The sequence below is a fragment of the endosymbiont of Galathealinum brachiosum genome (assembly GCA_003349885.1).
In the GTDB taxonomy this organism is placed as follows: domain Bacteria; phylum Pseudomonadota; class Gammaproteobacteria; order SZUA-229; family SZUA-229; genus SZUA-229.
The window spans coordinates 142,166-166,251 of record QFXC01000008.1 but is presented as its reverse complement, the minus strand read 5'-3'; the positions used below and the strand labels follow the sequence as shown (position 1 = coordinate 166,251).

Genomic DNA, 24,086 nt, shown 5'->3' with positions numbered 1-24,086 from the left:
TAAAATAATAACAGTTAAATAATCTATGAAAAAAATTGCTGAGTTTTTTAAAAATAAAATTGTCATTTCTCTTATCGGGTTAATTGCACTTTCTATTATTGTCTGGTTTATCGGGCCGATGATAAAGTTTGGTGATGATAACTCTGCCCCATTAGGTAGCACGGTTTCACGTTTAGTCGCTATTATTGTTCTGGTAGTTATCTGGGGTCTGAATAATTTACGTATTCAGATGATGAATAAAAAACAGAATGAAGAGCTTGTAGGTGATTTAGAAAGCAATCAGGAGTCGTTGGTACTTGATGGCTCATCTGATCAGACATCTGAAGAAATGCAACAGATGAATCAACGTTTTTCAGATGCGTTGTCGACACTAAAGAAATTAAAATTCAGTGGTAAGGGAAGTAAAAAAGCGCTCTATGAACTACCCTGGTATATTATTATAGGCCCCCCTGGTTCAGGTAAAACGACCGCGCTTGTTCATTCAAGTCTTGATTTTCCACTTGCAGAACAGTTTGGTAAAGGCGCTCTTCAGGGAATAGGCGGTACGCGTAATTGTGACTGGTGGTTTACTAATGAAGCTGTTCTTATTGATACAGCAGGACGTTATACAACACAGGATAGTCATAAAGTAGTTGATAGTAGTGCCTGGGAAGGTTTTTTACAGTTGCTTAAAAGGAACAGACGCAGACGTCCAATTAACGGTGCAATTATTGCAATTAGTATTCATGATCTGCTTCTACAAACTGAAGAAGAGCGTATTCAACATGCTAAAACGATTCGAACTCGAATTGATGAGTTAATGGAAAAGCTTGAGATACGTTTCCCAATTTATCTCATGTTTACCAAAGCTGATCTGGCATCCGGGTTTACTGAATATTTTGAAGATCTAGGTAAAGAAGAAAGAGAGCAGGTGTGGGGTGTTTCACTGCCCAATGCACCAAAGCCATCTCAAAGTCCTGATTTTGACTATCTTGATGCAGAGTATAATAAATTACTTGAAAGATTATACTCTCGAGAATTGTCACGTATTCACTCAGAGCGTGATGTTAAACGTCGTGCAGCTATTCAGGGTTTTCCACAACAAATGGAAAATCTTAAATCTGTTATTGATAGTTTTGTTAAGCAGACTTTTGTTAAAAATAGATTTCAGTTTCAGCCATATCTACGAGGAATCTATTTTACCAGTGGTACACAGGACGGCACACCTATCGATCGAATGATGTCTTCTGTTTCTTCAAACTTCGGATTTGGTCGTGAAAATGTCCAGTTACAACAGGCACAGGGGAAAAGTTTTTTCCTTGGTAATTTGTTTCGTGAAGTTATTTTTCCTGAATCTGAGCTCGTAGGTTCAAATCGTAAATATGAAGTATTAATAAAATGGGCGCAACGTACAGCTTATGCATCCATAGCGGTTGTCACTATCGGTCTATTAACCGTATGGGCTGGAAGTGTAACTCGACATAATATGTTTATGTCTGAAGTTGAATCGTATATTGCCGAGTTTAATGCTGAGAATAAACGTCTTAGTTTATGGAATAAAGATTTAAGGGTTGTATTGCCTACATTAAACGCACTGGCTAAAGCGAGTATTGTTTATGATCAGGATGAACACCCCTGGTTATCTGGTATGGGGCTTTATGATGGTAATGTGGATACATCCGCAAACAATGCATATGAGGCTCAGTTAAGGGAACTCTTTTTGCCAAGGATAATTAACTACCTTGAAAAGCAAATTCAAAAAGGTCATCAGGGTGGGGATTTATATAATAGTTTTAGAACATATTTAATGTTCAATAAAATTCAGTATATGGACAAACAGTTGATTTCAGACTGGTTCGTAACAGACTGGACTCAAAACATGCAGGGTGAAGCATCTAAGCGTAAAGAGCTGGAATTGCACTTAAAAGCACTATTAAATCTTGAATTAAAACCAACGCAACTGAATGCTCGAGTAGTGAGTCAAACTCGTAATACTTTATTACGTGTGCCTGTGCATAAGCGAATTTATAGTCGAATTAGAACCAAGCCTGAGTTTAATCAGAAAATTGATGTATTGAATATGTTTGGTGAAGCTGTGCGTGATGCATACACAATTTCACCAGCTGTTGAGAGAACGTTGTTAGTTCCTTACATGTTTACCAAAGAAGGTTATGAAAATATTGACCTGTCGACAGATTCACCCGTTATTGCTGATATTGTAAATGAACGATGGGTATTATCAGATGATGAAAATGCACGTGTTGATTTTGTTAAAGATGACCTTGATGAAATTAGTGAAAGAGTTAAAGGCCTGTATATGGCTGATTATATTTCACACTGGAAAAAAGTATTTGATAGTCTGAAAATTGCTAAATTTACAAGTATAAAACAGGCTGGGGAAGTGCTTGCCAGTTTTACAGATCCAGTTTATTCACCATTGCTTTCAATACTGCAGGTTAGTGGAAACAATACTCAGTTATCCAGCCAGCTCATGCAGAATTTAAATGATGATCATGGAAAAGGCAAAGCTGGTTCAGTAACTGGTTTTATGGCAAATAAGTTTAAAGGTACAAAGGTTGATCAGCAATTTAGAGATATGAATGTGCTGTTAAGAGAAAGTGGTAAGAAACCGGCACCTATTTCTTCTATTGTTCAAAAAGTACAACAGTTACAGGATTTTCTCGGTGAAATTTCCGTGTCACCTGATCCGAATAAAAAGGCCTATCAAATTGCCAAAGCACGTTATTTAAGTGGTGCAGGTAATGCTATTACTAGTTTGAGAAGCTTTTCCAAGAAAACACCAGAACCGGTTAAGCGTTGGTTGATATCCATTTCAGATGAAACATGGAAGATTATACTGTCTTCAGCACATCAATATGTAAATAGTGAATGGAAGAATCAGGTGTACAGTCAGTACTCACAAGCGCTCGTTGGCCGTTACCCGCTTAAGCGTTCATCAAGTGATGAGCTCGCCCTGTTTGATTTTAGTGAGTTCTTTAAACCTGGCGGAACAATGGATAAATTTTATGTCGATTTAATAAAACCTTTTATTAATACACGTAAAGGCTGGCGTAACCGTGTTGTTGATAATCACTCACTCGGGTTAAGTGCTGCCACGCTTAAACAGGTGCGACGTGCACAGACAATTAAAAATGTTTTCTTTAGAAAAAACCCGGAAATACCGGGTATCTCATTCCAGTTAAAGCCATATCGAATGGATAAGATAGATGCCCGTTTTCTGTTAGAGGTTGGTGATCAGCGTATTACATATAATCATGGTCCAAAATTCTGGAAAGATTTACACTGGTCTGGTGAAGATGAAAATAAACGAGTACGTATTGTATTTGAAGACCTGGATGAAGATCGTCATGAGAGAGCATATGATGGTCCGTGGGCATGGTTTAAGTTGCAGGATAGATCTAAGTTAAAGAAAACAAAGAAATCTAATGTGTATCTTGTGACATATTCTGTAACAGAACTGGTTGATAATAAGAATAAAGGAAAAAATAAAATTACTAAAATAAAACATAATATTAAATATTTGATTAAAGCTAAAAGCGTAAATAATCCTTTTAGTCAGAACCTGTTGGGCTCATTTAGATGCCCATCATCTATTTAATTGCTGGTTTAGAGATTTATTCGTTATGAATGCTGAATTACAAACAGGTCTATATGGTAAGTTGCCTGCTTATGGTGATTTTATTTTTCGTAATTTAAATACATCATTTATTACTCCCTGGGATGAATGGTTGCAACATTTTATATCTGGATCACAGGAGCAAATGGGCGATGACTGGTTAGATATCTACTTAACCAGTCCAATCTGGCGCTTTGTATTATCACCTGGTGTTATAGATAATAATATGTGGGCAGGTTTAATGATGCCTAGTGTAGACAGGGTAGGACGTTATTTTCCCATTAGTATTGTGAAGCCAGTTAATTCGAGTATTACACCTGTTAAATTTATGCTCGATCATGCTCACTGGTTTGATGCCATTGAAACTCATTGCTTATCGGCTTTAGACGGAAGTATAGATGCGGATATTTTAATCGCAGAAGTAAATAACCTTGAGCTACCAGTTTCTGAAAATTATCAGCCAACATTTAATTTGGGTGAAATGGGGCCGATGTTATTTGGTTTGAATTCTACAGAAGATCAGATGAATGTAGCATTGCCTTATATATTAAATGCAGCTTTAACGTCTAGTTTGTCAAGTTTTAGCTTATGGCAAACATCGGGTTCTCAATTAATTAGTCCGATGTTATTTACCTGTCAGGGTTTGCCGCCTATATCGGGTATTGCCTCAATGTTAGATGGTCAATGGCAACAACGTGACTGGAAAATACCCTATAATATTCAACAGGGGAATCTCTAAGTAGAGATTCCTGGTTTATCTGGAAACTGATTTATGAGTGATACAACGATCAGACGCCCCATTCGCTGGAATTCAGCGCAGGACACTAATGTGGGCATGGTCAGAGAAGTTAATGAGGATTCGATTATATCGTTGCCTGATATTCAGCTATGGGCAGTTGCCGATGGTATGGGTGGATATGAGGCAGGTAATGTTGCCAGCAATATGATTGTTAAATCTCTTACAGAGATTACAAACAAGTCATCTTTAAATGAGTTCGTAGATAGTGTCGAAGATAGTTTAATCGATGTTAATCACCGTATCCTTGAATATGCAGATATTATGCTTGATGGACGTACATTAGGCAGTACTATTGTTACGCTTGCTATTAAGGGACATGTTGGTATTTGTTTATGGGCAGGTGACTCTCGTCTCTATCGTTTTCGTAATAATAACTTCATACAGTTATCACGTGACCATAGTCAGGTTGAAGAACTGGTTCAGCAGGGTTTTATTACACCAGAAGAAGCTGAATATCATCCTGATTCTAATGTAATAACACGCGCCATTGGTGCAAGCCCGGAAGTATATATAGATATTAATGTTTTTAGCGTTCAGTTGGGCGATACATTTTTACTGTGTAGTGATGGGCTTTACAATATGGTTTCTAAAGATGATATAAGCAATACTTTGTCTACATTACCATTACAGGATGCTGTTGATAGTTTAATTAAACAGGCTCTTGATAATGGAGCCAATGATAATGTGTCTGTGATACTGGTTAAGGGTGAACCGGATGCTGCATACTCAACTCAAGTAATACTGCAGGAATAGTGTGAATTAATATGAGTGATAAAGACTCAGATAAAACAAAAATAAAAATACCTGCATCAAATAATACACAATCTGATGATAAGACACGTATTGCATCTGCTGCAAAGAAAAATATGTCTGAAAATACAGGTGCTGATAAAACAAGAATTGCACCATCAAGAAAACCTCAGCAAAATGTGCATGCAGATGATAAAACTCGTATAGCTACTCCAAAAGTAAATTCTGAAGTTTTAGATGATAAGACTAGAGTTGCATCAGCTAAAAAACCGGCGGTAACATCTGATGTTACTCAGTTTAATCCTCATGTATCAATACCTGAAGATAAAACAAGAGTTACACCCCCATCAGATGATAACTCGAATGGTTTTGATTCAGCGTTATCAACCGGTCAATTTCTTGCGTCTTCTGTTGAAGTAGGTGAGCACGGTATATTAAAAGAACGTTTTGTACTTGAAAGTGTTTTAGGTGCAGGCGGAATGGGTATCGTATATAAAGCAAAAGATCTGTTAAAAGTTGAAGCTCAGGATCGAGACCCATATGTTGCTATAAAAGTATTGAGTGAAGAGTTTAAATCTCATCCTGAAGCTTTTATTTCCCTGCAGCGTGAATCAAGAAAATCGCAACGTATAGCGCACCCCAATATTGTGAATGTTTTCGATTTTGACCGTGATGGTGACACGGTTTTTATGACGATGGAGTTTATGGATGGTCAACCGCTTGATCAGTTGATTAGACAGTATAAATCAACGGGTCTTCCAACGGATGATGCCTGGACAATAATTAAAGGTATGTCTTCAGCTTTATCGCATGCACATGCTGAAAAAATTATCCATTCAGATTTTAAACCCGGAAATGTGTTTGTAACAAAAAGAGGGATTGCTAAGGTATTTGATTTTGGTATAGCACGCGCGGTATCAAAAGTAGAACATCTTGATGATAATCCGGAAGATAAAACCGTATTTGACGCGGGTAATCTTGGTGCTTTAACACCAGCGTATGCAAGCCTTGAAATGCTGGAAGGTGAAGAGCCTGATATCCGTGATGATATATATGCACTTGGTTGTGTGGCATATGAATTATTTACCGGAGTGCACCCATACAATAAGGTTCCTGCTGATGAAGCGGCCAGGCAGAAATTAAAACCTAAACGAATAACCAATATAAAAAAGTATCAATGGAATGCGATAGAAAAAGCAATTTCATTTAAGCGTGAAGACAGAATAGGTTCAGTTGAAAAATTTCTTGAGGCTATTTCACCTAAAATTAAGTCGACTAATAAAATGGCGACAGTATTTGCGCTTTTGCTATCTGTTGTTATTACCGCTTATTTTCTGTTTGTTCAGGAAAAAACGGTGGATCCGTATTCGGAATTTGATATACGTAATGAGCTTGAGCTAAAAATCAAAATTGATTTTTATAAGGAAGATTTAGCGGAGTTGTTAGAAAACCCTACCTTTACTGATCCATGGGAAGATTCGACCTGGAAGGATATTAAGGATTTACAGGTTTTAACAAAAGGAGAAGATCCGTGGGTTAATGATCAACAGATTTTTGCTTATAACTTGTATTTGAAAGAAATTGATTCAGCAATCAAAGCATATAAGTATAGTAAGGCAAAACATTTGATAACGAATGCGAAACGTTACACAGATAATAATGATACGCTTGATCTGAAATTAAAAGATATAGCCTCAGCTATACAGCGAAATAAAAACAGGCAGGCTGCACAGGCTAAAAAAGAACAGGCTAATATGCTTGCGAACCAGAAAAAACAACAAAAAATTAAGAATAAACTAACGACAAAACAAAAAAATGTACAGTTGTTTGATGTGGCTTTGAATAATGTAAATACGCAGTTGAAATGTCAGGGACGTTTAAATATGCGTAATTTTGAAACAGCAATTAATAAATTAAGGGATCTTGATAGTAATCGTTATAGTGGGCTTAAAAATAATCTTGTTAATTCTTTAGCTGCTTGCATTAAACAAACAGGAAAAGCATTTCCTGAACGTGCACGTGAAGCAAAAAAACATAGTTTACGTATATTTAAATCTAATAAAGTATTAGCTGCGATACAGATACAGTCTCGAGATCCCTGTGATAAATCTCTTGCTGGACTGGGTGCTCGTGGTAAACGAGCGATTTGCAAAGATAAAACAAAAGAAGCGGGAAATGGTCCAGTGCTTGTTGTTATACCCGGCAACAGTAAATTAAAAACTTTCGCAATTGGTAAATATGAAGTTTCAATTAAGGAGCTTAATAAGTTTTGTAGCAGGTCATCCAGCTGTAAAACCTTGAAATCGGCAGATGATAAATTGCCGGCTTCTAACCAGACTTTCAATATTGTTAAGTCTTATTTTAAGTGGTTAAGTAAGCAAACAGGTCAAAAATATCGTTTACCGACTAAAAATGAGTGGGTATATGCAGCAAAATCCAGGCGCAAACAACTTGATGCAAATAGAAACTGTAAATTAAGTACTCGTGGTATAAACAAAGGCGGAAAGCTTGTGCGTACTAATATCGGTAAGCAAAATAGCTGGGGACTGGTCAATTATGTAGGAAATGTACAGGAGTGGGTTTATGATAAAGGTCGTAAGCTGGTTGCTGTAGGTGGGTCATTTGAGCAGACAATGGAAAATTGTGAGATCACAACAACTTATGCACATAATGGTTCGGCTGATGTACAAACAGGGTTTAGAGTGTTGAGGGAATTGAGGTAATGGTTATGAGTGATATAAGCTACTCTACAAAACTAAGAGACCTGTCTAAAGATTATTATCAGAATCATATTCGTCTGGATGAATATCGTTCCAGACGTAAACTTATAATTGATAAAATAGACGAAGAATTTAATGGTCGTAAAACTGAATCATCTGGTTTAGATTCAGATGTTGAGTCACATGATGATACTTCAGAAGAATCGTCTGTTTTTATGAAGACTATCGCTTTCTTCAAAAATAGTGATATCGATGAGTAAAAAGTATTCAATAATTACAGATTATTATTTATGCTTGAGCTTTAAACAAAATAGATTAACTACTTATATCTATTTAGATACGCAAAGTTGAATGTACAACTCAAAAACATAACAAACTTAATGTTATGTTTATTTATTAGTATGCCGATTCTATAAAAAGCTATAGAATTGTTAAAAATTTATTTTAAAGGGGATTCTCATGGCATTTGTAGGCTTTTTTCAAGACGGTGGTGCATTTATGTATATCATCTTGGTTGTTTTAGCTATCGGCCTTGCTATCGCTATTGAGCGATTTCTTTATATAGTTAAAACTCAGAGCAAGACTAAAAAAGTATGGGATCAGTTAGTTCCAATGCTCAAAGCTGAAGATTATGCCCGTGCAATGAAATTAACTGAAACAGTTAAAACGCCATTGGCAACTATGTTAAATTATGGCTTTGCTCGTAAACATACTAATTCACCTCGTCAGAGTATTGAATCAGCGATGGAGGAAGGCATGATGGAGGTTATGCCTGAACTTGAGGAAAGAACTCATTATCTTGCAACCTATGCAAATATAGCGACTCTACTTGGTCTTCTAGGCACTATCATAGGTCTTATTGATGCGTTTACAGCGGTTGCTTCTGCTGATCCTGCTGAGAAAGCTGATCTATTATCGGCCAGTATTTCTGTCGCTATGAATACCACAGCATTCGGCCTGGTTGCAGCAATACCTCTCATATTAATACATTCATATCTGGTGACCAAAACTGCTCGTCTGGTGGATAATATTGAAATGGCCGCTGTTAAGTGTTTGAACCTGATTGCTAAAGACTAGTCTTTAATACCTTAACATAATGTATTCAAAAACATTTAAGAGCGCTTATACATGAAGCTGGTCAGGCGTAAACATAAACATCAGGATGTTGAATTAAACATCACTGCATTTTTAAATTTAATGGTTATCCTGATTCCATTTCTTTTGATTACAGCAGTGTTTTCGCGAGTAACTGTGCTCGAACTTAATTTGCCCTCTAAAAATTCTGTAGCCAAACAGGAAGAGAAGATTAAGCTGCAACTTGAACTTGTTGTTCGTAAAGACAGTTTTGAAATTAGAGATGCTAACCTTGGTCGTATTAAATACCTGGCTCGAACTGATGGTAAAACAAACTGGAAAATGTTTACCGATATACTGGTAGAAATAAAAGCGCGGTTTCCTGAAGAGCAGAGTATTACGTTATTATTGGAACCTAAAATTAATTATAAAACATTAATTAAAGTGATGGATCGTGTTCGTTATGCAGACGTGGTACAGATAGTTGAAGTTGTTACTGTCGAATTATTCCCTAATGTTTCAATAGGTGATGCACCTGAACTGTTGGTTAGTGCTCCCGTTGAAAATTCTCCAGTGAATGGAGTGCCAACAAAATGATGGATAAGTCGAAACGTGCAAAAAGAATGGAGCGTCATCATGCTCGTCGTAAAACGCCGGTTTTAAATCTTGTTTCATTAATGGATATATTTACTATCCTTGTATTTTTTCTTCTGGTTAGTTCTTCCAATGTGCATCAGCTTCCAAAGAAAAAAGATATAAATTTACCTACTTCTACGGCTACTAAAGCACCAAAAGAAACGCTTATCATATCAGTAACTCAAAGAAGTATTCTTGTTCAGGGTAGAGAAGTTGCAATACTAAATAATGTAATGAGAGATGCATCTCCGTTAATAAAGGGTCTTGAAAAAGAACTTGAATTCCAGGCTTCAAAATCCAGGGTTGTAAAAACTCCAGATGGCAAGATTCAAGGTAAAGCGGTAACTATTATGGGAGATGAAAATATTCCGTATGAGTTATTAAGAAAAATTCTGGCAACCTGTCGTGAAGCAAATTACACAAAAATTGCGTTTGCAGCTATGCAAAAACCTGCTTCTGGAGAAAATAGCTAGTGACTGCTATTTACTACGATCAACTAGCATTAAGCTGGCATCCAGAAAGTAGAAGTGATTCTCGTTTTAAGCTAATTGTAGTTGTCACAATAGTGATTTCACTGCTATTCGCAGTAACGATGTCAATAATTGATGTTCCCGAACCCGATCGTGAAGCAAAAGCAGTTGTACCAGAACGTATTGCAAATTTTATTCTTGAGAAAAAAGAAAAACCTAAGCCTAAAGTAGTAAAGCCAAAGCCAAAACCCAAGCCGAAGCCAATAGTTAAGCCTAAAGTAAAAAAACTACCTAAAAAAAAGGTAGATAAAAAGCCGTTAACAAAAATACAAAAGAAAGCACGTGATAAAGCAGCTGATTCTGGTTTATTAGCATTGGGTAATGAGCTAGCAGATCTGATGGATACTTCTGATGTAAGTGCAATGGTAGGTGGCAAGGTTAAATCAAGCTCTTCCTCTGCTACTAAAGCAACTGCAGTTAATAAAGCTCTTTTAACGGCTGATACCAGTAAAGGAAGTGGTGGTGTTAAGTCCAGTAAATATGCAACACGTATTGGCAGTACTAAGCTGTCAAGTCAGGAAATCACGCAGGTTAAGCAATCTTTGCTATCTTCGGGTTCACTGGATAAATCTAAAAATGCCAGTCGTAAGCGAAAATCCAGAACGGGTGGTGTTAGAGCTGAAGAAGAGATTACGATTGTATTTGACCAGAATAAAAGCAAATTATATTCTATCTATAACCGTGCAAGACGTAAGAATCCGAGTTTAAAAGGTAAGATTGTACTCGCAATTACTATCGCTCCAGCTGGTAATGTGACTAAAGTGAAAATCATTTCAAGTGAGCTTAAAGATGCAAAACTTGAAAAACGCCTGTTAAGTCGTATTAAACTGTTTAAATTTGGTGCAAAGAAAGTGGAGCAGGTTACTGTTACTTATCCAATTGAATTTCTACCATCATAACTGAAGGTTCTCTACAAATTAGTCTAAGTATAAAGATCTAGTTATCTTTTTTAATATAAATCTGATTGCGTCCCATTTCTTTCGCCTGATAAAGTGCTTCATCAGCAGATTCAACAATACTCATGTATTCAGTATTATGATTGGGTATTTTAGTTGCTAATCCAATGCTTACTGTCACTATCTCATTTTCAGATACATGTTTAATATTTAAATCACGTACACTTTGTAGTATTTTATATGCTATTTCTGCAGCGTATTCCTGTGAAGTTGATGGTAGGACAGCGACAAATTCTTCACCTCCATATCGTGCAACAATATCTGTTTCACGTTGAACTACTTTTCCTAATTTCATGCCAATTTTGCGTAATACGTTATCGCCTCTAACATGTCCGAATGCATCGTTGTATTGTTTGAAATTATCCACGTCGATCATAATAACTGAAAGAGGTGTGTTTCCCCTTGAGCAATGCAACCAGTCGGATTCAATCTCATGATTAAACTGTCGTCGATTATATAGCCCAGTCAGGCTATCTTTTGTTGCCAGTTGTTCAAGATTTTTATTAGCCTTGATTAACCGGTCTTCTAATTTTTGAGTTTTCCTTAATACAAGATAAGAGATTACCACGACCAATAAAAAACTGGCGAGGTAGATTAAATAAATTGTGTTTTTAGTATTGCGGTATTCATGTTTTATGTTGTTAATAATATTTTGACTTTCTATTTTCTGAGCGTGAATAATTTGCTCTATACTCTCAACAATTTTATCCTGTAGATGGATTCTTTTTTCAAGAATACTCAGTATTTTAGTTTTTGGCTCACCTGATTTTATTGATTCCAGTATTTTTTCATGTTCTGGTTGTATCGCTTTAACTAATTCTAGAAGTTTATCTAATCCTTTTATTTCTCCTTTGCTTAAATTTAATAACAGGAGCTGATCTCTGGCTTTAATAAAGTCTGTAGCATAAGACCTGAAACGCATAATTTCATCATCCTGATCAAACTCATCTTTGAGTAGGTAGAGGTTTCTGATGCTTATATGTCGATGGTATATGGAAGTTTGCAGAGCTAGATAATATTGAGTTTTCAGATTGTTCTGCGTGATTAGGGAACTGGTCTTTTTATTATAATCAGACATGTGTTCCAGACTGCTTCTAATTGAAGCAGCCATTAATATTAAAATTGATATTAAGCCTACGAATAGAACAGGTTTAATTTTGTTAGTTTTCATAATTCTTGTAATGTAACTGGAATAAGTGCTTATCTCATTCCAGTAATTCCAGTGGTATTATGTAATTCTAGTTGAAATATGAAAATATTCTGTTTAAAAGCAAATTTTCGATTAATTGCGTGATTTTTCAGTATAAGTCCTGATTTATTTAATGTTTAGCCTGAATTGTTCTTTTAAACACTTTGTTAGGCTTCCTAATGCGGTTTGTGTGTTTCTGTTGGTTTTCCAGCACTTTAAGATTATGTTAGACTCCCGCGCCATGCGAACTGCTGATTTTGATTTTCATTTACCTCAAGAGCTAATAGCTCAATACCCATTGCAAGACAGAACTGCTAGTCGGTTATTGCATCTTCGTGATGATAAAATAGCTGATTTGCATTTCCCAGATTTACTGGATTTATTAACGCCGAATGATCTGCTTGTTTTTAATAATACAAAGGTCATACCTGCGCGTTTACACGGTTTGAAAGAAACCGGTGGCAAGGTTGAGGTTCTGGTAGAGCGTGTTCTTGATGAGCATCATTTGTTAGCACATGTTAAAGCAAGCAAATCCCCAAAAACCGGTGCTCGATTGATACTGGAACAGGGCATAGAGGCAACGATGCTTGAACGAGTAGGCGACCTGTTTAAGCTACGTTTTAAAGATGCGGCTCGGGAGCAAGATACAGGTGTGTTAGATTTGCTTGATGAATTTGGTCACATGCCTTTACCACCTTATATTGAACGAGAAGACGAGCAAGCAGATCAGCAACGATATCAGACGGTATATGCCAAACATGCTGGTGCGGTTGCTGCACCTACAGCGGGTTTGCATTTTGATCAGTTAATGCTCGAAAAAATTAAAGAGAAAGGTATTAACTCTGCTTTTGTTACTTTGCATGTTGGTGCTGGCACTTTTCAGCCTGTGAGGGTTGATAATATAAAAGATCATCATATGCATGCTGAGTATATAGATGTAGAACAAACAGTAGTTGACCAAATACACGAGACGAAAGTTAAGGGTGGTCGTGTTATTGCTGTTGGTACAACGGCTGTTAGAAGTCTTGAATCAGCGGCTATGCAAGGTGAATTAAAGGAATTCCATGGGGATAGCCAGATATTTATATATCCTGGATGTGAATTCAAAGTGGTTGATGCAATGATTACCAACTTTCATTTACCTCAGTCCACACTATTGATGCTAGTTAGTGCATTTTCAGGTCACCAAACTATGATGAAAGCATACCAGCATGCTGTAGAACAGAAGTATCGTTTTTTCAGTTATGGTGATGCTATGTTTCTGGAAAAGCAGTCATAAGTCATAAATCGTAAGTCCGAGGTAAAAAACCTCACAGGGTGTCCGCTTTGACTTAAGGCTCCATAAAAAATTTATTTACTATCAGGTTAAACAACATTAAGAAGTTGATCTATGTCATTGATGCAATTCAAATTAATCAAAGGTTCAAGTGGTCCAAGGCGAGGCCAGATTTCATTTCCACGGGGTACGATTGAAACTCCGGCTTTTATGCCTGTTGGAACATATGGCACGGTGAAAGCCATGACACCTGAAGAGCTAAAAGAGCTCGGTGCAGAGATCATACTGGGCAACACCTTTCACCTGATGTTACGTCCTGGCACAGAAATTATTAAAAAGCACGGTGATCTCCATGATTTTATGCACTGGGATAAACCTATTTTAACTGATTCAGGTGGTTTTCAGGTCTTTAGCCTGGCAAAACTACGCAAGATCACCGAAGAAGGCGTCACGTTTAATTCACCTGTTGATGGAAAGAAAGTTACGCTTACTCCTGAAAGCTCGATGCATGTTCAACGTGATCTTGGTTCAGATATTGTAATGATTTTTGATGAGTGTACCCCGTATCCTGCCACAGAGAAGGAAGCTAAGGATTCTATGGAACTGTCTTTACGATGGGCTGATAGAAGTAAAAAAGCCCATGAGGGTAATGAATCAGCGCTGTTTGCGATAGTACAGGGTGGTATGCATGAAAATTTACGTGAACAATCAGCTAATGCACTAGTAAATATCGGCTTTGATGGATATGCAATTGGTGGTCTCTCGGTTGGTGAACCAAAAGATGAGCGAAATAAAGTATTAGAAGTTACCACACCTTTATTGCCACAGGATCACCCGCGTTATCTAATGGGGGTTGGTACGCCAGAAGATATTATTGAATCGGTTCGCCGTGGTGTTGATATGTTTGATTGTGTTATGCCGACACGTAACGCTCGAACCGGATTCTTATATACCTCAACTGGTATAGTAAAAATCAGAAATGCCAAATATAAGGACGATATTCGACCTGTTGATGACAAATGTAGCTGTTATACCTGCCGTAATTACAGTCGTGCTTACTTACGTCATCTGGATAAATGCAAAGAAATCCTCAGCTCAAGGTTAAATACCATCCATAATCTGCATTATTATCAACAATTAATGAAAGATATAAGATTAGCTATTGAAGAAGACAGGTTTGATACCTATGTAGAAGACTTCTATGCAGCACGTAAAAATGGTGCTGAATAAAATTAACAGAGAAATTGCGTAGTAGTGCTCATTTGGTTGCAGTTGTAGGTGCCAGGTGTAAGCGCCTGTTTTGTTTGTATCTAAGGGCATTTGCAAATAAAGGCGATAAAGAGTGTTACTTGTGTAATCACTACTGACGTTAAGCCTTCAAAATGGCATAATAGCGCGCAAAAATTAACAAACCACATTATATAACCCTTAAAGGGTGGAGAATTTTATGAGTTTTTTTATATCAGATGCATTGGCTGAAGGTGGCGCAGCTGCGGCACAACAGGGCGACCCGATAACTGCCTTACTTTTTCCAATCGGTTTACTGGTACTGTTTTACTTCTTTTTAATTCGTCCTCAAAGTAAACGGGCTAAAGAGCAGAAAGCGATGGTTACCGCTTTAAGTAAAGGCGATGAAGTGTTAACACAGGGCGGTATTCTTGGAAAAATCACTAAAGTTTCTGATGGTTATATTACTTTAGAGATAAGTGACAATGTAAATATCACAGTTCAAAAAGCAGCTGTCGGCACACTCATGCCTAAAGGCACTATAAAAGAACAGAAATAAAACTCAAAATATACCGGTCTCAACCTGAGAGCCGGTATATTTCGTCACAAATAAAATAACTATATTAATAACTAAGTTTAAAAATTGGGCAATAAGAATGATTAACCAGTATTCATTTTGGAAATACCTGCTGCTTGTAGTAGTACTAATATCAGGTGGCATTTATGCAATGCCAAACCTCTATGGCGAAGATCCATCTGTACTAATCTCTCTACGTAATCAGCAAGTTGATGAAGCTACACAACTTAAAGTGGATGAATTACTAACGCAGGCTTCGATTCAGAAAAAATCCAGTGAGTTAAAGAATAACAAACTTCTGATTCGTTTCGATTCAGTAGAAACTCAGCTTATTGCCGCATCAACAGTAAAATCCTTCGATTTTATAAGTCGAAATAGTGATTACACAGTTGCCCTTAATCTGGCACCTGCAACACCTGAATGGTTACAGTCATTAGGTGCACTACCTATGTATCTCGGTCTCGATTTACGCGGTGGTGTTCATTTCCTTCTCGAAGTTGATATGGAGTCTGTTGTTAAAAACATGGAATCTGATATTACTTCTGAAATGCGTAGTTATTTACGAGAAGAAAAAGTTCGTTATCGGGGCATTAAAGCATCGGATGGCAGTATCACAATACAGTTTCGTGATGTTGAAGGCATGGAGCAGGGTGAATCAAAGCTAAAATCTCAGTTTCGTGATTTAGAATACACATCTAAAGAAGATGATTTAAAAGTTTTTGCCACAATTACTGAGAAAACCCTTAGAGCTGAACGTAAATCTGCAATTCAACAAAACGTAACAACCTTACGTAACCGTGTTAATGAGTTAGGTGTTGCAGAACCGGTTATACAGCAACAGGGTGAAAATCGAATTGTTGTTCAGTTACCGGGTGTTCAGGATACTGCACGAGCAAAAGATATATTAGGTGCAACCGCTACACTGGAATTTCGTTTAACTCAAGGTACAAGGTTAGAATGGATGGATGCAGAAAATGGTGGTTCTATCCCCATTAATGCAAAACTTTATCATGAACGAAATGGTGATCCGGTATTACTTAAGCGCCGTGTAATTGTAACCGGTGATCAAATCAATAGCGCTTCATCAACAATTGATACTCAGTCAGGTTCGCCTGCAGTAAGTGTAAGGCTTGATGGGAAGGGCGCCAAAAAAATGGGTGAAACAACCCGTGAAAATATTAAAAAACCAATGGCTGTTGTTTTCATAGAAAATAAAATAGTTACTAAAATGGTTGATGGTAAAAAAGTTAAAGTTAGAACGCATAAAGAAGAAGTTATAAATATTGCTACTATTCAGGGGCAGTTCAGTAAGCAGTTCCAGATTACAGGGCTTGAATCTTTTGAAGCAAGAGACCTTGCGTTGTTATTAAGAGCTGGTGCATTAAAAGCACCCGTTGAAATTGTTGAAGAGAGAACAGTTGGTCCTAGCCTGGGTAAGGATAATATTGAACAGGGCTTTAATTCGGTGATGATTGGTTTCTGTCTGGTACTGGTCTTTATGGTTGTTTATTATCGCTCTTTTGGATTGATTGCTAATGTGGCTTTGACAGCGAATCTAGTTTTAATTACCGCTGTACTGTCATTAATGCAGGCGACATTAACACTACCAGGTATAGCCGGTATTGTTTTGACCGTTGGTATGGCCGTTGATGCAAATGTATTAATATTTGAACGTATCCGTGAGGAGTTACGACTCGGTAACTCGCCTCAGGCAAGTATACATGCAGGTTATGAAAAAGCCTTTAGTACTATTGCGGATGCCAATGTAACAACATTAATAGCCGCTATTGTTTTATTTAGTCTTGGAACAGGGCCGGTAAAAGGTTTTGCTATTACATTATCAATTGGTATTTTAACTTCAATGTTTACCGCTATTATGGGAACACGCGCACTGGTTAATTTGTTTTATGGTGGGCGCAACCTGAAATCAATTTCAATATAGGAAATCAAAATGCATTTTTTAACAGGCAAAACCAAAATCGATTTCCTGGGTAAACGTACAATAGCACTTGGGTTTTCGTTAGTTTTAATAATTGTATCTATCGCAAGTTTATATACACGGGGTCTTAATCTTGGGATAGATTTTACGGGTGGATATCTAATTGAAGTTGGTTATTCACAATCCGTTGAACTCGAGCCAGTGCGTAATGCATTAGCTAGTAGTCAATATTCAGATGCTCTGATTCAGCATTTTGGTACATCAAAAGATGTTCTGGTGCGAATAGCTCCCAGAGATGGCGTAAACAGCGCGAGTATCTCTGATGAGGTGCTCGACATTTTAAAACACACATCAACTGATCAGGTTGATATGCGTCGTATAGAATTTGTCGGACCACAGGTTGGTGATGAGTTAAGGGAGCAGGGTGGACTTGCTATGCTGATTGCCCTGTTCTGTATTATGGTTTACGTGGGTATTCGTTTTCAGATGAAATCGGCATTTGCAGCCATATTGGCTTTGATTCATGACGTAATAATAACCATTGGTGTTTTCTCTGTAGTTCAAATGCAATTTGATTTAACTGTATTAGCCGCAATACTTGCTGTAATAGGTTATTCATTAAATGATACGGTTGTTGTTCTCGATCGAATTCGTGAAACTTTTCGAACACAAAGAAAAGGTACTGCTATAGAAATACTAAATATGTCTATCAATGCTACCTTATCACGTACAGTTATGACGTCTTTAACCACGTTAATCGTGCTGGTTACACTCTTTATGCTGGGCGGTGAAGTCATTCATGGCTTTGCATTTGCTCTTATTATTGGTGTGTTTGTTGGTACATATTCTTCAATTTATGTAGCAAGTAACAGTCTTGTTATGATGAAAGTTGAAAAGCACGATTTCCTTGAGCATGCAAAAGAAACAGAAGAAGAAGTAGACGAAATGCCATAGTGTTCAGGGCGACCTTTATGTCGCCCTGATTTCAAACCGTGTTAGTTTTTAAACCTTAAGCCCTTACAGAGAAAAAATATGAGTTTCAAAATTTATTTATCCGGTGAAATTCACAGTGACTGGCGTGAAAAAATTACTCAGGGTGTAAAAGACTGTGGTCTTGATGTTGACATTAAATCACCCGTAACCAACCATGAAGCGAGTGACGACTGTGGTGAAAAAATTCTTGGCTCTGAAACTGAAGCATTCTGGAAAGATCACAAAGCAGCAAAAATTAACTCTATACGTATTAGAAAGTATATAGAAGATGCTGATGTTGTCGTTGTGCGTTTTGGTAATCAATATAAACAATGGAATGCTGCTTTCGATGCGGGTTACGCAGCTGCACTGGGTAAATCAATAATTACCCTGCATGATGAAGAGTTAACTCATGCTTTAAAAGAGGTTGATGCCTCTGCAGTAGCTGTATGTTCATCACCTGAACAGGTAGTTGAAATTCTTTCATATACACTAAAATAATGACAGAGTTCACATAAACAGGCTTTTTACGATATTTAGGCTAAACTTATAAAAAAAATAAGACTCACATAGAACAGAGTATATTATAAGGACCTAAAATGAAGTATCAGCATGGCACACATTCTAAATCTCAATTATCCGCAATTAAGTATTATCACTTAAATCCCTCAAGACTTTTCAAATCATTTTCTATTATTACTGTTTTACTAATAGCCGCTAATTTTTTATTCTCAACTTCAGTTTATGCTGCAGGTGGAAGAGTAGAAGCATTACAAATGCCTGCCTGGCTCGAGCGAAATGGAGAGTTATTGGCAATTATACCGGGAATGGAGTTAGAAGGTGGAGATAAGCTGACTACAGGAACAAGTGCCAGACTGCTATTAAGAATGGATGAAGGTAGTTTTGTAAAACTAGGTGAAAATGCAGAATTAAATTTAGATACACTCATTCCTGCTCAGCAAGATACTGATATATTTGAAGCTGCATTAGAGGTAATTAAAGGTGCATTCAGATTTACTACTTCTGCACTAGGTCAAAAACGTAGTCGTAAAGTGGATGTAAGGATTGGTAGTATAACCGCAGGTATAAGAGGTACAGATATCTGGGGCAGTTCTAATCTGGAAAAGGATATCTTATGCCTGATTGAAGGTAAAATAACAGCAAAAAAACAGGGTGAGCCCGAATTTGCGATGGAAGATCCTTTATCCTTTTTTATAGCTCCTAAAAATGCACCAGCATTACCTGTAGCTCCTGTTCCACAGGCCAAACTGGCCAAATGGGCAGATGAAACTGAATTAAAGTCTGGTGCTGGTGTGTTGAGTATTGATGGGCAGTGGGCTGTTAATTTAATGTCGGTAGCAAGTGAATCATCTGCAAGACCGGTTATGGCATCTTTAGCTGCTGCTGGTTATGCAACGAGCATTGAAAGTGCCGTTGTAAATGGTAATAACTGGTATCGGTTACGGGTAAACGGTTTTAAAACAAGACAAGATGCCAGTGCTTTTGCTAGTTCAATTGATGGCACGAATGGCATAACAGGTACATGGATAGTTCGCTTTTAATTGCTATAGGCTGTTAAGTTTAAAAGATAACTAAAGCTTAAGTTTCTATTCTAATGTTCATAATAGAAATAAGAATAGAAATTTAACTTAATGTGTTCCCTTATAATAAGCCTGACTTTTAATAATGCTCTCAATTATATTTCCAGGTGTATGCGGTGCAGTGAGGATAGATTGTAAATTACCTTGTGGATTAATGAGCATTAGAGCAGAACTGTGATCCATTAAATAGTCATCATTCGAAATTTCACCACTTGCCCCCGGGGATTTTCTAAAAACCGCATTAAGTTGCTTGCTTAATTTAGTAACCTCTTCAACTGATCCAGTTAGCCCAATAAAGTCTTTATTAAAATAAGTCACATAAGATTTCAGTGATTCAGATGTATCTCGAAGAGGATCTATAGATAAAAAGACAATACGAGGTGGCTGGATTTTTTGTTGTTGCATAAATTCACTTACCTGATTCATGACTGTCATTGTAGTCGGGCATATATCAGGGCAATGGGTATAACCAACAAAAATCAGACTCCAGTGGTCAATAAAGTTGTCTTTTGTTATTTTCTCAGAATGTTGATTTACAAGTGAAAAGTCATTTATTGTTTTAGCTGCTGGATAAATAGCGCCCTGAATGGCAGCTGGTTTAATTCTGGGTAGTTGCGTGTCAGGGTTTTGTTGTCCCATCCAAATACCGGCACTTGCTGCAATTAACGCAGATATAGCTAATATAATGCTTTGTTGTTTTTTCATCTTATTTTCTTAGTAATGCCCCGTTAAATCAACTATATCAGTTGTTTAGTGCTTCATCAATTTATTGATATTTATCAAAATTCAAACATTATTGTTTCAGTAATATACCATTATGAATTTAACAACAAATATTGAAAAAGCACCTGACTTACCAAATGTATTATCTTTACCATTTAAGATGTTACCTTCCTCAATACATTCTCGTATTCTTGCCTCTTTTTTAAATAAATTATTAAAAGACCAGATAAATGAAGGCGAACTTGATTTTCTGGAAGATAAAAGACTCTGTGTTACTGTTAGTGACCTAAATATCGAATATTATGTAGGCCTGAAGAGCGCGCGTTTAATTTCAATGACTGCTGCTAAAGAGAATGATATTAAAATACAGGCGAATATATACGACTTTTTACAACTTGCAGCACGTCAACAAGATCCGGATACGTTAGTATTTCAACGTAGGTTAATAATGCAGGGTGATACTGAATTAGGGCTAGAACTTAAAAATTTTCTCGATGGTCTTGATTTGGAATCAAAGGGTAGTTTTGCTAAAATTGAATCGCTGTTAATTAAAAGCTTGCCAGTATATAAACGATTATTCAGTTAGAAATAATATTTCTGTTTAAATCAATTCATCGACATACCTGCTTTCACAGGAGAGTCGTCAAATTAACAGTATCGTTAGTATCCCGTATTTTAATTTAACTAGCCTTTACTTAAAGCATCAAAATATCTTAATCTGTATAATAATCGAGGTGCTTCTTTATCATCTTCAAATCCACTTCGGTCATGCAATACATTATTACTAATTAATCCCCAGCCTGGTTGTAATGTCGCTCTAAAGATTGCAGGATCATCTGATTTTAATAAGTTATCCAGTGCCTGTACTGCCGCTTGCGTAATCGAGTCATCTTTCCAGATTACATTATGGGCTCTGGCAGTGTAACGCATGTGTAAGTTTCCATCTCCCCAGATAGAAAAAACAGGACCTTTTCTGTCTGGCCGTATTGTTTTACCGTCTTTAATATTCGCAGGAATAGTCATAACATCAGAAGCCATTAGCGCTTTTATATAGTCTGGATTTTGGTCTCGCAATCTTATATATGCGAGCTCATGGTCCATTATTGCGTTTTCGCCTCCTGATTTTGCAGGTCTGACACAATGGAGGTTTAAAGCGTAAATCTGCTTATCAAGTTTGTTGTAGTAACCATCTGTATGCCAGTGAATTTCTTTATTAGAATAAGGAATATATCTTTCACGACCTTTAATATTTGATACCTGTAAAGATGTTATACCGTCATCATCTGCACCCATATTGTTATCTAGATTCTTTAAGCCAAATTTATCAGCAAGTGATAGTGCGAGTCGTTTATCCGGGTTAGTTCCACTATCGCTAACATAAACAACCATGTTAGTTTTATTATAAAGATTAATAATAGCCTGGCGTTCGGTTGTTGTTAAATTTAAAGGATCATTAACTTCTACAATGAGTTGTTCAACTTGTGTTGGGTAATTATCGAGTTTTTCATAACGCCAGTCTTCGTAGGCCTGATGATTGTCCAGGTCAAAAGTGTTATTTATTAGTTTCATTGTGTTACCTGACATGATAATTCCTCTGTTGATTCCTGCCAGTTCATACCGTTTGTTCCATGCCAGTAACCATTGCAGTAACCACCGGCAGGCATGAGTTTCTGTAGTTCAATGTTTGCTTTTTGAGCTGGATAGGATTCGTTTAAAGTTTTGTAAAATAGATCTATAATTTTTTCTGTATGTCTTGAGGGTGGACTAATCCGAAGAATGTCGACATTTAGATTAATTAGGTCATCTATATCTAAAATTAAATTGCTGGTTTTAGCTGACTGAGTTTGTATGCCATTTATTATGAGAAACTTCTCATCTTCCTGTGTTGATAATAACAAACCGTCAGGATCATCAAGGCAACGAAGTTGGCAGTCATCTTTTGGCAGATTATGCGATCGGGCTGTAAAACATCTAGCTGAGTATGCTAAAGGCAAACGGCCATATACAATAACTTCTGTTTCAATTTTTTCTGGTCTTTGTAATTGCATATCTTTAAGTGTGTCTTTAGATAATTCAACGGGTAATACCCATCGTTTTAAACCATATTTAGCAAGCATATTTAAGCTATGAGGGTTATAGATATTAACAGCAGGACCGGTAACAAATGATTTACCTTTTAATAACTGCACAGCAGACATGTCATTTGCTTCAATAGTATAATCTGTGTTTGAGCATAATGTTTTAACTGCAGAGAGTTCTGAATTAGCTTCAATTAATGTCATGCTTGATAATATTACTTCCTTACCAGCAGATTTAAGTAATGCTGCTATCTCAAGCCAGTCATCACGTCTAAGTAATTTTCGTTTAGAACAGACGGTTTCGCCTAAATAAACTATATCAATTTTAGTATTAGCAATTTGTTTATAAAAATTAATTGTAGTTTCTCTATCCCAGAAGTACTGAATTGGACCCAGTGATAACTTTACTGAAGAAGCATTCATATTATTGCCATGGCCTATGGTAAGCGCCTAAAGTGGTAGAACGACCTTCTGACACGGAATGAAGGGTTTTCAGCCACTGTTGTTTAACTGTGTATTCTTCTATATTTTTGTGGCAGCTATCAAGTGCGTCACGCCAGACTTCAGATACCTGTTTTACATATGCAGGGCTGCGCTGTCTGCCTTCAATTTTGATTGCTGCTATACCTATTTTTTGTAGTTCGGGTAATAATTCAATTGTATTTAAACTGGTAGGTTCTTCTATCGCATAATAAGTATTATTTGAAACTTCAAAACGGCCTTTACAAAGTGTAGGGTAGGCAGCAGGTTCATCTTTTTTATACTGATCAATTAAAATATTATTTAACCGTGTTTGTAATCCGCTCGATGTTTCCTGCCATTCAACTGCGCTTGCAGGTGAACATGCACCGAATGTATTGGGTGATTGTCCTGTTGCGTATGAAGATAACAGGCAACGACCCTCTACCATTACACATAAGCTTCCGAATCCAAATACTTCAAGAGGAACTGGGCTGGTTTTCGCAACCTGTTCTACCTGTTTAAGAGATAAGACACGAGGTAGAACGACTCTTTGTATTCCAAAGTTTTCGTAGTAAAACTGTATAGACTCAGTATTAGTTGCAGAACCCTGAACTGACAGGTGTAAACGTAAATCAGGGTATTTAGTTGAGGCATAATCTAAAACGCCAATATCAGCAGCAATAAGCGCATCAAAATGTAATTTTGATGCTAGATCAATTGCATCTTTCCAGCGCTCCCACCCATTAGCCTGCGGATAAGTATTGATTGCGAGAAAAACTTTGCATCCTTTGTTATGAGCATATTCAATACCTTGAATAGTACGTTTTTCATTGAAATTAAGTCCTGCAAAATGACGAGCGTTTGTATCATCCTTAAAACCGATATAGACAGCATCTGCACCATTATCAACAGCGATTTTTAAAGCGGGCAGGTTTCCTGCAGGGCAGACCAGTTCCATTTT

At 37.0% G+C, this 24,086-nt stretch carries 22 protein-coding genes; 17 read left to right on the top strand and 5 right to left on the bottom strand.

Going from position 1 to position 24,086, the window contains the following annotated elements; all coding sequences use genetic code 11:
* The first annotated feature begins 25 nt into the window (after positions 1-25).
* From icmF to DIZ80_06750, 9 genes are all read left to right on the top strand, one after another.
* Positions 26-3,598 (top strand): type VI secretion system membrane subunit TssM, encoded by a 3,573-nt coding sequence (icmF, locus tag DIZ80_06790; GenBank protein ID RDH83836.1) that lies wholly within the window; start codon positions 26-28, stop codon positions 3,596-3,598.
* A gap of 25 nt (positions 3,599-3,623) precedes the next feature.
* The gene (tagF, locus tag DIZ80_06785) at positions 3,624-4,355 is read left to right on the top strand and encodes a type VI secretion system-associated protein TagF (protein ID RDH83835.1); all 732 of its coding nucleotides are present in this window, start codon (positions 3,624-3,626) and stop codon (positions 4,353-4,355) included.
* A gap of 33 nt (positions 4,356-4,388) precedes the next feature.
* Positions 4,389-5,168: a serine/threonine-protein phosphatase gene (locus DIZ80_06780; GenBank protein RDH83834.1), complete on the top strand. Its 780-nt coding sequence runs from the start codon at positions 4,389-4,391 to the stop codon at positions 5,166-5,168.
* 11 nt (positions 5,169-5,179) lie between these two features.
* Positions 5,180-7,888 (top strand): protein kinase, encoded by a 2,709-nt coding sequence (locus tag DIZ80_06775; GenBank protein ID RDH83833.1) that lies wholly within the window; start codon positions 5,180-5,182, stop codon positions 7,886-7,888.
* Positions 7,888-8,145 carry a hypothetical protein gene (locus DIZ80_06770; GenBank protein RDH83832.1) on the top strand — a complete coding sequence of 86 codons (258 nt, stop codon included), beginning with the start codon at positions 7,888-7,890 and terminating at the stop codon, positions 8,143-8,145. The genes DIZ80_06775 and DIZ80_06770 overlap by 1 nt, the downstream gene beginning before the upstream one ends.
* 199 nt (positions 8,146-8,344) lie before the next feature.
* Positions 8,345-8,962 carry a flagellar motor protein MotA gene (locus DIZ80_06765; GenBank protein RDH83831.1) on the top strand — a complete coding sequence of 206 codons (618 nt, stop codon included), beginning with the start codon at positions 8,345-8,347 and terminating at the stop codon, positions 8,960-8,962.
* 51 nt (positions 8,963-9,013) lie between these two features.
* On the top strand, positions 9,014-9,556 hold the full coding sequence (locus DIZ80_06760; GenBank protein ID RDH83830.1) for a biopolymer transporter ExbD: 543 nt from the start codon (positions 9,014-9,016) through the stop codon (positions 9,554-9,556).
* On the top strand, positions 9,556-10,068 hold the full coding sequence (locus DIZ80_06755; protein RDH84120.1) for a biopolymer transporter ExbD: 513 nt from the start codon (positions 9,556-9,558) through the stop codon (positions 10,066-10,068). The genes DIZ80_06760 and DIZ80_06755 overlap by 1 nt, the downstream gene beginning before the upstream one ends.
* Positions 10,068-11,024: an energy transducer TonB gene (locus tag DIZ80_06750; GenBank protein RDH83829.1), complete on the top strand. Its 957-nt coding sequence runs from the start codon at positions 10,068-10,070 to the stop codon at positions 11,022-11,024. The genes DIZ80_06755 and DIZ80_06750 overlap by 1 nt, the downstream gene beginning before the upstream one ends.
* A 37-nt stretch (positions 11,025-11,061) precedes the next feature.
* Here DIZ80_06750 and DIZ80_06745 read toward each other — a convergent pair whose 3' ends face one another.
* Positions 11,062-12,252, bottom strand: coding sequence for a hypothetical protein (locus tag DIZ80_06745; protein RDH83828.1), 1,191 nt, complete (start codon positions 12,250-12,252; stop codon positions 11,062-11,064).
* Between the two features lie 259 nt (positions 12,253-12,511).
* Between DIZ80_06745 and DIZ80_06740 the strand changes: the two genes are divergently transcribed.
* The 7 genes from DIZ80_06740 to DIZ80_06710 all read left to right on the top strand — a co-directional run bounded on the left by DIZ80_06740 (position 12,512) and on the right by DIZ80_06710 (position 19,823).
* A complete protein-coding gene (locus DIZ80_06740; GenBank protein RDH84119.1) occupies positions 12,512-13,549 on the top strand; it encodes a tRNA preQ1(34) S-adenosylmethionine ribosyltransferase-isomerase QueA in 1,038 nt (345 codons plus the stop codon).
* Positions 13,550-13,669: 120 nt separating this feature from the next.
* Positions 13,670-14,776 carry a tRNA guanosine(34) transglycosylase Tgt gene (locus DIZ80_06735; protein RDH84118.1) on the top strand — a complete coding sequence of 369 codons (1,107 nt, stop codon included), beginning with the start codon at positions 13,670-13,672 and terminating at the stop codon, positions 14,774-14,776.
* A gap of 217 nt (positions 14,777-14,993) precedes the next feature.
* On the top strand, positions 14,994-15,332 hold the full coding sequence (yajC, locus tag DIZ80_06730) for a preprotein translocase subunit YajC (GenBank protein ID RDH83827.1): 339 nt from the start codon (positions 14,994-14,996) through the stop codon (positions 15,330-15,332).
* Positions 15,333-15,432: 100 nt separating this feature from the next.
* Positions 15,433-17,292, top strand: coding sequence for a protein translocase subunit SecD (gene secD / locus DIZ80_06725; GenBank protein ID RDH84117.1), 1,860 nt, complete (start codon positions 15,433-15,435; stop codon positions 17,290-17,292).
* A 9-nt stretch (positions 17,293-17,301) separates the two neighbouring features.
* The gene (secF, locus tag DIZ80_06720; GenBank protein RDH83826.1) at positions 17,302-18,243 is read left to right on the top strand and encodes a protein translocase subunit SecF; all 942 of its coding nucleotides are present in this window, start codon (positions 17,302-17,304) and stop codon (positions 18,241-18,243) included.
* 78 nt (positions 18,244-18,321) lie between these two features.
* A complete protein-coding gene (locus tag DIZ80_06715) occupies positions 18,322-18,762 on the top strand; it encodes a hypothetical protein (GenBank protein RDH83825.1) in 441 nt (146 codons plus the stop codon).
* Between the two features lie 98 nt (positions 18,763-18,860).
* Positions 18,861-19,823: a hypothetical protein gene (locus tag DIZ80_06710; GenBank protein ID RDH83824.1), complete on the top strand. Its 963-nt coding sequence runs from the start codon at positions 18,861-18,863 to the stop codon at positions 19,821-19,823.
* Between the two features lie 87 nt (positions 19,824-19,910).
* Here DIZ80_06710 and DIZ80_06705 read toward each other — a convergent pair whose 3' ends face one another.
* A complete protein-coding gene (locus DIZ80_06705) occupies positions 19,911-20,567 on the bottom strand; it encodes a hypothetical protein (GenBank protein RDH83823.1) in 657 nt (218 codons plus the stop codon).
* 112 nt (positions 20,568-20,679) lie between these two features.
* Here DIZ80_06705 and DIZ80_06700 point away from each other — a divergent pair, with 112 nt between their 5' ends.
* Entirely contained in the window at positions 20,680-21,171 is a 492-nt protein-coding gene (locus DIZ80_06700) for a sterol-binding protein (GenBank protein ID RDH83822.1), read from the top strand.
* Between the two features lie 98 nt (positions 21,172-21,269).
* On the opposite strand, the gene DIZ80_06695 is transcribed toward DIZ80_06700, so the two are convergent.
* From DIZ80_06695 to DIZ80_06685, 3 genes are read right to left on the bottom strand one after another with little or no spacing between them, the layout of a single operon-like run.
* Entirely contained in the window at positions 21,270-22,154 is an 885-nt protein-coding gene (locus DIZ80_06695) for a taurine catabolism dioxygenase TauD (GenBank protein ID RDH83821.1), read from the bottom strand.
* Complete coding sequence (locus DIZ80_06690; protein ID RDH83820.1) at positions 22,151-23,086, bottom strand: U32 family peptidase; 936 nt, start codon at positions 23,084-23,086, stop codon at positions 22,151-22,153. Before DIZ80_06690 ends, DIZ80_06695 begins: the two co-directional genes overlap by 4 nt.
* 1 nt (position 23,087) lies before the next feature.
* Positions 23,088-24,083 (bottom strand): protease, encoded by a 996-nt coding sequence (locus DIZ80_06685; protein RDH83819.1) that lies wholly within the window; start codon positions 24,081-24,083, stop codon positions 23,088-23,090.
* Positions 24,084-24,086 lie beyond the last annotated feature (3 nt).